The 11,766-nt window shown below is 71.8% G+C and carries 12 protein-coding genes; 2 read left to right on the top strand and 10 right to left on the bottom strand.

Annotated elements, in window-relative coordinates; genetic code table 11:
• Positions 1-114: 114 nt before the first annotated feature.
• A complete protein-coding gene (locus ACIQ7D_RS11065; protein ID WP_403936042.1) occupies positions 115-1,041 on the bottom strand; it encodes an NADP-dependent oxidoreductase in 927 nt (308 codons plus the stop codon).
• A 50-nt stretch (positions 1,042-1,091) separates the two neighbouring features.
• Between ACIQ7D_RS11065 and ACIQ7D_RS11060 the strand changes: the two genes are divergently transcribed.
• On the top strand, positions 1,092-1,718 hold the full coding sequence (locus ACIQ7D_RS11060) for a TetR/AcrR family transcriptional regulator (protein ID WP_403936040.1): 627 nt from the start codon (positions 1,092-1,094) through the stop codon (positions 1,716-1,718).
• Between the two features lie 74 nt (positions 1,719-1,792).
• Here ACIQ7D_RS11060 and ACIQ7D_RS11055 read toward each other — a convergent pair whose 3' ends face one another.
• The 4 genes from ACIQ7D_RS11055 to ACIQ7D_RS11040 all read right to left on the bottom strand — a co-directional run bounded on the left by ACIQ7D_RS11055 (position 1,793) and on the right by ACIQ7D_RS11040 (position 4,770).
• Positions 1,793-3,610 (bottom strand): LCP family protein, encoded by a 1,818-nt coding sequence (locus tag ACIQ7D_RS11055; protein ID WP_403936038.1) that lies wholly within the window; start codon positions 3,608-3,610, stop codon positions 1,793-1,795.
• A gap of 19 nt (positions 3,611-3,629) precedes the next feature.
• Positions 3,630-4,301, bottom strand: a complete 672-nt coding sequence (nadD, locus tag ACIQ7D_RS11050) for a nicotinate-nucleotide adenylyltransferase (protein WP_403936036.1) — start codon at positions 4,299-4,301, stop codon at positions 3,630-3,632.
• A gap of 38 nt (positions 4,302-4,339) precedes the next feature.
• Complete coding sequence (locus ACIQ7D_RS11045) at positions 4,340-4,501, bottom strand: hypothetical protein (RefSeq protein ID WP_403936034.1); 162 nt, start codon at positions 4,499-4,501, stop codon at positions 4,340-4,342.
• Between the two features lie 116 nt (positions 4,502-4,617).
• A complete protein-coding gene (locus tag ACIQ7D_RS11040) occupies positions 4,618-4,770 on the bottom strand; it encodes a hypothetical protein (RefSeq protein ID WP_403936032.1) in 153 nt (50 codons plus the stop codon).
• Between the two features lie 157 nt (positions 4,771-4,927).
• Here ACIQ7D_RS11040 and ACIQ7D_RS11035 point away from each other — a divergent pair, with 157 nt between their 5' ends.
• Positions 4,928-6,061 carry a M48 family metallopeptidase gene (locus ACIQ7D_RS11035; RefSeq protein WP_403936030.1) on the top strand — a complete coding sequence of 378 codons (1,134 nt, stop codon included), beginning with the start codon at positions 4,928-4,930 and terminating at the stop codon, positions 6,059-6,061.
• Positions 6,062-6,077: 16 nt separating this feature from the next.
• On the opposite strand, the gene ACIQ7D_RS11030 is transcribed toward ACIQ7D_RS11035, so the two are convergent.
• The 5 genes from ACIQ7D_RS11030 to proB form a co-directional block, all read right to left on the bottom strand.
• Entirely contained in the window at positions 6,078-7,190 is a 1,113-nt protein-coding gene (locus ACIQ7D_RS11030; RefSeq protein WP_403936028.1) for a hypothetical protein, read from the bottom strand.
• A gap of 165 nt (positions 7,191-7,355) precedes the next feature.
• Positions 7,356-7,943: a hypothetical protein gene (locus ACIQ7D_RS11025; protein ID WP_403936027.1), complete on the bottom strand. Its 588-nt coding sequence runs from the start codon at positions 7,941-7,943 to the stop codon at positions 7,356-7,358.
• 143 nt (positions 7,944-8,086) lie between these two features.
• Positions 8,087-9,370, bottom strand: a complete 1,284-nt coding sequence (locus ACIQ7D_RS11020) for a glutamate-5-semialdehyde dehydrogenase (RefSeq protein WP_403936025.1) — start codon at positions 9,368-9,370, stop codon at positions 8,087-8,089.
• Positions 9,371-9,545: 175 nt separating this feature from the next.
• Positions 9,546-10,100, bottom strand: coding sequence for a hypothetical protein (locus ACIQ7D_RS11015; RefSeq protein ID WP_403936024.1), 555 nt, complete (start codon positions 10,098-10,100; stop codon positions 9,546-9,548).
• Between the two features lie 144 nt (positions 10,101-10,244).
• Positions 10,245-11,393, bottom strand: coding sequence for a glutamate 5-kinase (proB, locus tag ACIQ7D_RS11010; protein ID WP_403936022.1), 1,149 nt, complete (start codon positions 11,391-11,393; stop codon positions 10,245-10,247).
• Positions 11,394-11,766 lie beyond the last annotated feature (373 nt).

Below are 11,766 nucleotides of genomic sequence, written 5' to 3'. Positions count from 1 at the left end.
GCTGGAACAACTCCCACAACTCATCCGGCACCAGCCGCTCAACGATCCCCACCATGACTCACAGAATACCGAGTCGCCCAAATGAGATGACTTCTAAGGCGCTCTGCTGCGGCACTAGAGGGTAAGCACGATCTTTCCCCGGGCGTGGCCGGTCTCGCTCAACTGGTGTGCTGCAGCCGCGTTCTCAAGGGTGAAGGCCGCCGCGACCGGCACAGTGAAGCGGCCCTGCTGGGCGAGAGCGGCGGCCGCGGCGAGTCCTTCGACGGCCTGCGGATCCGCGCCGGGGCCCGCCGAGCGTGACAGGTGGACCCCGTACTTCGCGGCGTTCAGGTCGGCGACCGTTATCACCCGGTCCGGGCTTCCTGCGAGGTCCACCAGATCGGGCAGCGAGCCGGATCCGGCGCAGTCCAGGACGACGTCGACTCCGTCCGGTGCCAGGGCGGTGACCCGTTCGGCCAACCCGGGGCCGTAGGTGGTCGGTGTCGCCCCCAGTCCCGCGACGAACGCATGGTTGCGTGCGCTGGCCGTACCGAAGACGTGCGCGCCGCGGGCCGCCGCGAGCTGGATGGCGACAGTGCCGACCCCGCCTGCGGCGCCCTCGATCAGCAGGGTCGTGCCGGCGGTGACCTTCAGCCGGTCGAGGGCGCGCGTAGCGGTTTCGATGTTCGCGGCGGCGCCAGCCTGCTCCCAGCTCAGCGCGTCCGGCTTCGGCGCCCAGGCCGCCAGGACGGCGTGCTCGGCGTTCGCACCGCCGCGCTCGGCGAGATCGACGATGCCGAAGACCTCGTCGCCCGGCCGGACACCGGTGACGCCTGGGCCGACCTCGTCGACCACACCCGCGGCGTCCACGCCGAGGACGTGGGGCAGGCGCAGCGGCATCATGTCGCGGAACCGGCCTGAGCGGAGGTAGCAGTCGGCGGGAGTGACGCCAGAGGCCCTTACGGCCACCCGGATATGGCCTGGTCCCGCATGCGGTTCCGGCATGTCGGCGACCTCCAGGACGCTTGCGGGACCGTACTCGGAGAATTGCAGTGCTCTCATGGCGCCGGACGCTACCGGAGCACCCCGTCCGTTTAGCTAAAGTGAGAGCGGTGACGAACCGTTTGTCTCACTCCTTGCGCGCTGATGCCCGGGACAACCGCGAGCGCATCCTCGCCGTGACCCGCACCGTATTCGCTGCGGAGGGGCTGGACGTGGCGATGCGTGAGATCGCGCGGCGTGCCGAGGTCGGCCCCGCGACCCTATACCGACACTTCCCGACCAAAGAGGCGCTGGTCACCGAGGTCTTCACCGAGCAGATGGCGGCCTGCACCGCCATCGTCGACGAGGGACTGGCCGATCCGGACCCATGGCGCGGCTTCTGCCGGGCGATTGAGAAAGTGTGTGAACTGCACGCACAGGACCGGGGCTTCACCGCTGCGTTCGTCTCGGCTTTCCCACGCGCGATCGACTTCGCTGCAGCCCGGGAGCGGGCACTGGGCAAGGTCGCCGAGCTCGCCCGCCGGGCCAAGGCGGCGGGCAAACTGCGCCCGGACTTCGTCCTGGACGACCTGATCATGGTGCTCATGGCCAACGGCGGCATCCGAACCACATCCCCAGCCGCTGCGGTGGCCGCCTCTCGGCGCTTCGCCGCGCTGCTGTTACAGGGCATGCAGACCGAGCCGCTCATGCCGCCGCTGCCCCCCGCGGTCCGGCTGCCGCTGGCAGTCATGACCTAGCGTGTACCGGGCGGGCGCTCTGGAGGAGCGGCTACCCGCAGTCCTCAACGGGGCGAACGTTGCCTGATGCGGCACTAGTCGACCTTGTAGTCCTGCCCGAGGACGACGGAGACATCGGCGTTGGCCGCCGCCTTGCCCTTCTCGACCGCGCTCGTGGGCAGCCCCAGCGTCTTCGCGGTCTCCTCGGCCTGTTCCTTCTTGGCGGCGTCCGCGTAGGTGACGCGTGAGGAGGCCACGGCGTCGGCCGTACCGGCGTCCACGAAGCTGTAGCCGCCGTTGACCAGCGCGATCCTGGCGGACTCTGCCGCGTCCTGGTTCCCGCTCGCGTTCTTCACGCCGACGCGCAGGGCGTCGCCCTGCTCGGGCGCGGTCACCGAGCCGCCCAGGATGTCCTTCACCACGGTCTCGGTGGACTCCTCGCTGAGCGTGCCGTTGGCCTGGGCGGGCAGGACCGTCGTCTTGTAGTCGCCCACCTTGGCGTGTTCGGCGAGCTTGGCCAGGGCGGCGCCCAGGTCCTTCTCGGTCAGCGACGGGTCCAGGATCTGCGCCAGGGTCTCGACGGTGACCGTCGCGGCCTTCGGGTCGTCCGAGATCTTCCGCAGGACGCCCTGGAGCACCAGCCCGAAGCGCGTGAGCTGCTTGGCCTCCTCCTCGCCGGGGGCGCGGTAGGTGGCGTAGCCGACGGCCGCCCGTCCGTTGAGGGTCTCCTTCTCGCCCTTGGGGACCAGCGGGTCGTCGCCCTTCTTGGCGGCGGGCACCTCGACATCGGTGGTCACCTCGATGCCGCCGACCAGCTCGACCAGGTTCTCCAGATACGGCGTGTCGAGCCGCCATGTGCCGGCGATCTTGGTACCGAGCAGCGTGCCGATGCCCTCGCGGGTGCCGTCCGAGCCGTCCTCGTCGACGGACTTGCCGAGGGTCGTCGAGGCTCCCTCGTCGCCCGCGATGGAGAGGACGTTGGGGAGCAGGACGGTGGTGCCCTGGCCGGTCGTGGAGTTGTTGACCAGCAGCGCCGTGGAGGTGTCCTTCTGCTTGGTGCTGCGCAGGTGTACGACGATCACATCGCGCTTCTGTGTGCCCGACGCGGTGGTCTGCGGCGCGTCCGTCGTGGACATGCCGGGCAGCTTGCCCGCGTACCAGAGGTAGCCGACGCCTCCGGTGATCGCCAGGGCGAGGGCGACGACGAGGGCCACGACACGGCTGCGGCCGCGGCGCTTGGCCTCCTCTCGCCGCTCGGAACGGCTTTCGGTGAACTTGAGCCAGTCGATGACGTCCTCGGAGTCCTCCGTGGGCTCCTCTATGAACGCGAACTGCTCGGTCTTGTAGTCGCGTTCCTCGCCGTCGGGGCGCCGCTGCCCCGGTACCGCGGGCTGCTCGGGCTCCGCCCCGCGCCCTGGCTCGGCGGCGGGGGCGGCCGTCACGGGGGCGGCGGACTGCTCGGGCGCCGGCTCGGACGCCCGCGCGGCCGAGGGCCGGTCGACGGCGACCGGCGCCTGCTGCGGGGCCTGTTGCTGCTCCTGTCGCGTCTGCCGGGCCTGCTGCGGGCCGGCGTCGTACCCGTACGGGTCGTACCCGTACCCCTGTTGCTGCTGCGTCTGTTGCTGCGGCATCTGCTGGGCGTACGGGTCGTACTGCTGCGGGATCTGTTGCTGCTGAGCCTGTTGGGGCTGTTGTGCCTGCTGTTGATCCTGCTGCTGCGCGTACGGGTCGTAGCCGTACCCCTGTTGTTGCTGTTGCTGTTGCTGTTGCTGCGGCAGGGGCTGCCCGTAGGCGTCGTACTGCTGCTGCGGGGGCTGCTGGTACACCGGCTGCCCGTACTCGTCGTAACCGACGATCTGGGGCTGCGTGTAGTAGGGGCCGTACGGGTCGTACGGCTGCTGCTGGTCGTTCACCGGTGCCCCTCTCCGTGGCTCAGGCGCCGCGGTACAACTGCCGCTTGTCGATGTAGCGCACGACGCCGTCCGGCACCAGGTACCAGACAGGATCGCCCTTCGCGACCCTCCCACGGCAGTCGGTCGAGGAGATGGCCAACGCGGGAACCTCCACCAGGGAGACCCCGCCCTTGGGCAGTCCGTCGTCCGTCAGATCATGACCCGGCCGGGTGACCCCGATGAAGTGGGCGAGGGAGAACAGCTCCTCGTGATCCCGCCAGCTCAGGATCTGCGAGAGCGCGTCGGCCCCCGTGATGAAGAAGAGGTCGGCGTCCTCGTTGAGGGACCGCAGATCCCGCAGCGTGTCGATGGTGTACGTGGCGCCGCCGCGGTCGATGTCGATCCGGCTGACCGAGAACTGCGGGTTGGACGCGGTCGCGATGACCGTCATCAGATACCGGTCCTCGGCCGGCGACACCGCGCGCTGGCTCTTCTGCCACGGTTCACCGGTCGGTACGAACACCACCTCGTCGAGCTGGAACAGCGCGGCGACCTCGCTGGCCGCCACGAGGTGTCCGTGGTGGATCGGGTCGAAGGTGCCGCCCATCACGCCGAGTCGGCGCCTGCCGTGCTCGGTTCCGGGCCCGGGGCCCTGCTCCGGTCTGTCCGGTCCTGCCGCTCCGCGACCGCTGGACGCTTGCTGGTCTCCCATACGTCCAGAGCCTACTGGCACACCCGTACGCCCCGGTGTCAGCGGTCGCGGTTGAAGCGCGTGGTGATCCACAGCAGCAGGAGCAGCGCGAAGAGGGCGCCGCCGCCGACGAGGACCGGATTCAGGCTTTCGTGGTTGCCGCCCATCTCGGCGCCCTCGGCGAGCGTGACCAGGTGGGCGGCGGTGCCGGTGAGGCTCATCTTCTACGGGCCCTTTTCGTCGGGGGTCTGGATCCTCCGGAGAGCTGGACTCTCCTGAGGTCCGCGGAGACTTCGCCCACATCGTATGCGGGCCCCCGGGGCACGCTCACGCCGACTCAGTCGTTGTGGTCGTTGTCGCGGTATCCGCGCAGCAGGAACCAGGCGAGCAGGGCTGCTCCCACGAGCAGGACGACCAGCACGATGCGCAGCGTGTTGCCCGCTCCCTGCTGTTCGGAGGCGGCGGCGAGCAGGGTGGCGGTTTCCGGCATGACGGTGGTGCTCCTCGGTCTCTTTCCGGCTGAGATCCGGGCGCTGCCCCGGCACCTCATCCACAGGCCCCCGCCACACGGTAGCCCCAGCGCCTAGTCTGGGGTCCGTCAGGGGGACGAGCCTTGGATTCTGGACTCGTACGAACAGGGGATATCCATGACCGAAGACCGCAACGAGGCGACCGGCGGCGAGAATGTGCCGAGCCGGCAGCGCAAGCGCTTCCCGGGAATCTCCTCCCGGGCGTACGAACACCCCGCGGACCGCTCGGCGCTGGTCGCCCTGCGCAAGCTCAGCGGTTTCGACACGGTGTTCAAGGCGCTCAGCGCGCTGCTGCCGGAGCGCAGCCTGAGGCTGCTCTTCCTCTCCGACTCGGTGCGGGTGGGCGACGCGCAGTTCGCCCATCTGCACACCATGCTGCGGGACGCCTGCTACATCCTGGACCTGGAGAAGGTCCCCGCGATGTACGTGACGCAGGACCCGCGGCCCAACGCGATGTGCATCGGTCTGGACGAGCCGATCATCGTGGTCACCACCGGGCTGGTGGAGCTGCTGGACGAGGAGGAGATGCGGGCGGTCGTGGGCCACGAGGTGGGCCACGCCCTCTCCGGACACGCCGTCTACCGCACGATACTGCTCTTCCTCACGAGCCTCGCCGTCAAGGTCGCCTGGATCCCGCTGGGCAATGTCGCGATCATGGCGATCGTGACGGCGCTGCGGGAGTGGTTCCGCAAGTCGGAGCTGTCGGCGGACCGGGCCGGGCTGCTGGTCGGCCAGGACACGCGGGCGTCGATGCGCGGTCTGATGAAGATCGCCGGCGGCAACCACCTGCACGAGATGAACGTGGACGCGTTCCTGGAGCAGGCCAAGGAGTACGAGGAGGGCGGCGACCTGCGGGACTCCGTCCTCAAGATCCTCAACGTGCTCCCGCGCACGCATCCCTTCACGACGGTGCGGGCCGCCGAGCTGAAGAAGTGGTCCGAGAGCCGGGACTACCAGCGGGTCATGGACGGTCACTACCCGCGCCGCGAGGAGGACAAGGACACCTCGGTCACGGACTCGTTCCGGGACTCCGCCTCGCACTACGCGGACACGGTCCGCAACAGCAAGGACCCGCTGATGAAGCTGGTGGGCGACATCGCGGGCGGTGCGGGCGACCTGGGCGGCAAGCTGCGCGACCGGTTCACGGGCGGCGGCAACAGCGGCGGCAACGGCAGCGGCGGCAACGGCAACGCCTCCGCGGACGGCGACGGCGACGGGACCGGCGGCGGCAAGGGACCGGCCAAGGACTGACCCGGGACCACCTCCGTCATGGCGACGGGCTCGGCTCCGCCGTGCGGGAGAGCGCCCCGCAGAGCGCCGGATGCGCCGGGCCCGTCGCGTACGGATCGGTCGCGGCCGGTTCGTGGGGCCGGGCGCGCTCGCCCGCGAGCAGCGGGCGCAGCGTCCTCGGCGGCTCGGCGGAGCAGGACTGGGGCCCTGCCTGGACCTCGCTGGTCACCACCTGCGTCTGATGCCGGGGCAGGTCCTCCACGCCGAAGCGGAAGCGCATCTCGCGCCGGACGGTGAACAGCGAGGCGTCCCGTACGGGCCGGCTGTCCGAGGCGGCGGGCCGCAGCGGATAGACGAAGACGTGGTCCGTGCTGACCTCCAGCGTCCCGGGCTGCGTCTCCCTGTACCGCAGCGTGCCGTGGACGCGTACCTGCTCGTCGGCGCGCGCCACCTTCGCCGGGTCGAAGCGGACCAGCCAGCCGATCGGGTCGTGGTGCCCGTCGTCGGCCGGATCGCTGAAGCTGCGGTCGAACTGGGTGAGTTGTTCGGGGTCCAGGAGCACCCGTACGGGGCGCAGGCTGCGTCCCGCGAGGACGTCGGGGTCGAGCGAGGACGCCACGAGGTAGTCCTTGACGATGCTCAGCGCGGACATCACCTGCCCCTCCGCGAAGTCCCCCGCGGTCCGGGCGGCGGGCAGGGTGATCCCCGCCGCGCCGGACCGGAACTGCGCGGCGGGGCTGCGGGCGAGGAGTTCGGCGGGCGCGCCGCCCGGCACGGGCCCCGCCGGGACGAGCGGGATCACCGACGTACGGGCCTGCTCGACGGCGCGGAGGGAGGGCGGCCGGTACGGGTTACGCAGCCCGAGGTAGATCGCGGTGCCGAAGGCCACCACGAGGATCAGCAGGAGCAGCAGGAACTGCCGCGGGCCGTTGCGGAACCTCTGCCGGCGCCCGGGGGCGGGCGGCGGGCCGGGCGGCAGCCTGCGGACCGCGTGGGCGTGGTCGCCCATGCGCTCCCGCGCGGAGTACTCCTGGAGCCGGGCCGCCCGGATGAATGACTCGTCGAAGACGACCGAGCGGTACTCGTCGTCCTCGCCTCCGGGGAGCCCCTCAGGATGTTCTCCCTCGGGTGGGTCTCCACGCCCTGCCATACCTTGAGGGTAGGTCGACGGGGGCGAACGTAAACGCCGAGCCGATCGGCAAGTTCCGCATGACACCCGTTCGGCCGTTCGGGTAGCGGCCCGCCCCCCGCCGGGGATGCGGCCCGGCCCCTCCGGGGATGCGCGGTGCCCCCCGTCCGGGCGTGCACGGCGCCGTCACGGCGTGCGCGGCACCGCCGAGACCGCCGGGGCGGTCCGGGTCGCGGGGGCCGAGGGCCCGATCGCCCCGGGGTTGTCGATGCCGGTCCTGGCGGGCTGCGGGACCTGGTCGTCGCTGCTGCCGGAGGCGCCCCGGTAGACGGCCGTGAAGGCGAGCGCGACCATCCCGACGCCCATCAGCAGGGCGAGCAGCCAGGCGACGGGCCGGTGCCAGCGGGCGGTGCTCCGGTAGGGGCGCAGGGTGCCGCCGTAGCGGCCGTACGGGCCCGCGTACCCGTCGGGGTCGTCCGGGTCGTACGCGCCGTAGCCCGGGTCGGGGCCGTACGCGCCGTCCCGGCCGTACAGCTCGTCGTACGGCTCGTCCTCGGGCGCTCCCCCGCCGGAGCGCGCTCGGGCCGCCTCGGCCTCGGCGCGCGCCTGGGCCGCCGAGAGCAGACGCTCGACGGCGGAGGGTTCGTGGATGGTGGCGGCTTTGACGAAGTCCTCGTCGAACACCACGGAGGCGAAGTCCTGATCCGCGCCTCCGCGGTCGTCGTCGGGCTCCCAGCCGTCCGGGAACGGCCTGCCCCCCACGTCGTCCGGCACCTCTTCAGGGTAGACCTGGGACGTGGTTTTGGGCAGGCGGAGTCCGAACTATCCCGCTTCGTATTCGTCACACACGTTCGTCACCCACGCGCCCGCGAGCGACCGCGTGGGTGACGGACCCACAGGCGCCGCGGGACCGGTGGTCAGCGCGTGTGTCCGTCCCCGGTGACGATGTACTTCGTGGAGGTCAGCTCGGGCAGCCCCATCGGCCCGCGCGCGTGCAGCTTCTGCGTGGAGATCCCGATCTCGGCGCCGAAGCCGAACTGGCCCCCGTCCGTGAACCGCGTGGACGCGTTCACGGCGACCGTCGTCGAATCGACCAACTGGGTGAACCTGCGGGCGGCGGCCTGCGAGGTGGTGACGATCGCCTCCGTGTGCCCCGACGACCAGAGCCGGATATGGGCGACGGCCGCGTCCAGCGAGTCCACCACCGCGGCCGCGATGTCGTACGAGAGGTACTCGGTCTCCCAGTCGTCCTCGGTGGCCGCGACGACGGTGGCCTTCGTCCCGGCCGCGTACGCCCGGACCCGCTCGTCGGCGTGGACGGTGACCCCGGCCTCGGCGAGGGCGTCCAGCGCGCGCGGCAGGAAGGCGGCGGCGACGTCCTGGTGGACGAGGAGGGTTTCGGCGGCGTTGCAGACGCTTGGCCGCTGCGCCTTGGAGTTGATGAGGATGTCGACGGCCATGTCGAGGTCTGTGTCGGCGTCCACGTACACATGGCAGTTGCCGGTGCCGGTCTCGATGACGGGGACGGTGGAGCCCTCGACGACCGTACGGATCAGGGAGGCGCCGCCGCGCGGGATCAGCACGTCGACCAGGCCGCGGGCCCGCATCAGCTCCTGTACGGCGTCGTGGCCCTCGCCGGGCACGAGCTGTACGGCGTCGGCGGGCAGCCCGGCGCCGCCCACGGCGTCGCGCACCACCCGGACGAGCGCGGTGTTGGAGGCGAGCGCCGAGGAGGAGCCGCGCAGCAGGACGGCGTTGCCCGACTTGAGGCAGAGTGCGGCCGCGTCCACGGTGACGTTGGGGCGCGCCTCGTAGATGATCCCGACGACGCCGAGCGGGACCCGTACCTGGCGCAGGTCGATGCCGTTGGGGAGGGTCGAGCCGCGGACGACCTCGCCGACCGGGTCGGGCAGCGCGGCCACGTCCCGTACGTCGGCGGCGATGGCGCGCATCCGCTCCGGGGTCAGCGTCAGCCGGTCGACGACCGACTCCGCGGTGCCGGCCTCCCTGGCGCGCGCGACGTCCTCGGCGTTGGCCGTGACGATCTCGTGCGTACGGACCTCCAGCGCGTCCGCGATCGCCAGCAGCGCGTCGTCCTTGGCCGCGCGCGGCAGTGGCGCGAGGTCGGCGGCGGCGGAGCGGGACCGGTAGGCGGCCCTGACCACCGGGGAGAGATTGTCGTACGGCGAGAGCGAGGTCATGCCCGCAGGGTAATGCGCGCCCTGCGGGCATTCCGCACGTATTCCGCACTGCGAGACGCCGTGCGGTGCCTTCGCGGACCGTACGGGACCGCTGGTGTCCTGCTTCGCAGGCCGTACGGGACCGCGAGATGCCGTGCGGTGCCCGCGCGGACCGTACGGGGCGCGGGGCGCGCCCTCAGAACGGGTGGACGCCCACCGGAGCCGCCGGCGGCGGACCGTACCCCTCGGCGATGCGCTGGTGGTACGTCTCCCGGTCGATGACCTCCAGTCCGACGATCACCCACGGCGGGAGCCGGGCGCTCGACCGGTGCTCGCCCCAGAGGCGCAGCGCCACCGCGGCGGCGTCGTGCAGGTCCCTCGCCTCCTCCCAGTAGCGGATCTCCGCGTGGTCGGTGGCGTACCGGCTCGTCAGCAGGAAGGGATGGTCGTGGGCGAGCTGTTCCAGACCGCGTCTGACCTCCGTCAGCGGGCTCTCCGGGCCCGAGACGCTGAGGGTGATGTGCCAGAGCTTGGAGAGCTGGCGCGCGTCCGCCGTCGCCGTGGTCTCCCCTTGCCGTCGTTCGCCGGCCGTCCCGGGGGTCTCCGTACCGTCGGTTCCGGCCGCGCCGTCACCGCCGGCGGTCTCCCCCACCTCGACGCTGGTCAGGGCCCGTTGCCCGCCGGTGGTCCTCCGGGCGTGGGCGCTTCCCCCGGTCCCTCGGGGCGCCGCCCCCGGGCGCGCTCGTCTCACCAGCGGCCTCCTGTTTGCTGCGTCGTCGTGCCGAAACCCGGTCCTACCCCTGGGACAAAGTTGACCAGTCCCGGGCGGAAGATGGGGCGGTTTTGGTAAAGGTCCCCGTTCGAAGGCCGGAGTTTCAGCCGTTTCGGGGGCGGCTCAGGAATGCAGGATGACCAGATCGTCCCGGTGCACGACCTCGCGCTCGTAGGCGGGGCCCAGCTCGCGGGCCAGCTCGCGGGTGGAGCGGCCGAGGAGCTGGGGGATCTCCCTGGCGTCGAAGTTGACCAGCCCGCGGGCGACGGCGCGGCCCTCGGTGTCCCGCAGCTCCACCGGGTCGCCCGCGCCGAACTCGCCCTCGACGGCGGCGATCCCGGCCGGCAGGAGCGAGGTGCGGCGCTCGACGACGGCCCGTACGGCCCCGTCGTCCAGGGTGAGGGCGCCCCGGGGCGTGGAGGCGTGCGCGAGCCACAGCAGCCGGTCCGCGGAGCGGCGTCCTGTGCGGTGGAAGTACGTGCCGGTGTCACGCCCCGCGAGTGCGTCGGCGGCCCGGCTCGCGGAGGTCAGGATGACGGGGACGCCGGCCGCCGCGGCGATCCTGGCGGCCTCGACCTTGGTGACCATGCCGCCGGTGCCGACCCCGGCCCGGCCCGTGCTGCCGATGGTGACCCCGGCCAGATCGGCGGGGCCGCGCACCTCGGCGATCCGGGAGGTGCCCGGCCTGCTGGGGTCGCCGTCGTACAGCCCGTCGACGTCGGAGAGCAGGACGAGCAGGTCGGCCCGTACGAGATGGGCCACGAGCGCGGCCAGCCGGTCGTTGTCGCCGAAGCGGATCTCGTCGGTGGCGACGGTGTCGTTCTCGTTGACGACGGGGAGCGCCCCCATGCCGAGGAGCTGGTCGAGGGTGCGGTACGCGTTGCGGTACGAGGCCCGCCTGCTGGTGTCGTCGGTGGTGAGGAGCACCTGGCCGACGCGGACGCCGTAACGGGCGAAGGAGGCGGTGTAGCGCGCGACGAGCAGCCCCTGGCCGACGCTGGCGGCGGCCTGCTGGCGGGCCAGGTCCCGGGGACGGCGCTCCAGCCCGAGCGGCGCGAGCCCGGCGGCGATGGCGCCGCTGGACACCAGCACGATCTCCCGGTCGCCGGTGGTGCGTACGGCGGCGAGCACATCGGCCAGCGCGTCGACCCGGTCGGCGTCCAGACCGCCCGCGGCGGTGGTGAGCGAGGAGGAGCCGACCTTGACGACGATTCTGCGGGCCCGCTCGACCGCGTCCCGCCGTGCCACCACTTGCTGCCGTGCCGCTGCCACGCGCTCTGCCTCTGCTCTCGCCACCGGGCTCCGTCGCCGCCACCGGTGTGTGTCCCCGCCGGTCAGCCTACGCGCGGGCCACCGGGGACGGCGGATCATTTCAGGAGCTGGGACACCCTCCCGCAAGGGGACGGCACGTCCGCCGCGCCGGGACGGGGACGTCCACGGCGTCGGTACGGCACATCCGCGGCGTCGATCCGGGCCGTCCGTGCAACCGGAGGACCGTGACAGATGTCTGTCAGGGGTGAGAACGGTCGGGAAACATCGCGAGCCCCCCGCGGAGATAAGCTGGCATCCCGGCGCCTGTACCCTCCGCCGATGGCCGCGCCTCCCCCCACTCGCACAGCACCTCGTGCACCGACAACACAGATGG

Origin of the sequence: Streptomyces sp. NPDC096310 (assembly GCF_044763125.1) — a bacterium.
Lineage (GTDB): Bacteria > Actinomycetota > Actinomycetes > Streptomycetales > Streptomycetaceae > Streptomyces.
Note: the sequence above shows the minus strand (reverse complement) of the source record. Positions and strands in the feature narration are given on the sequence as shown.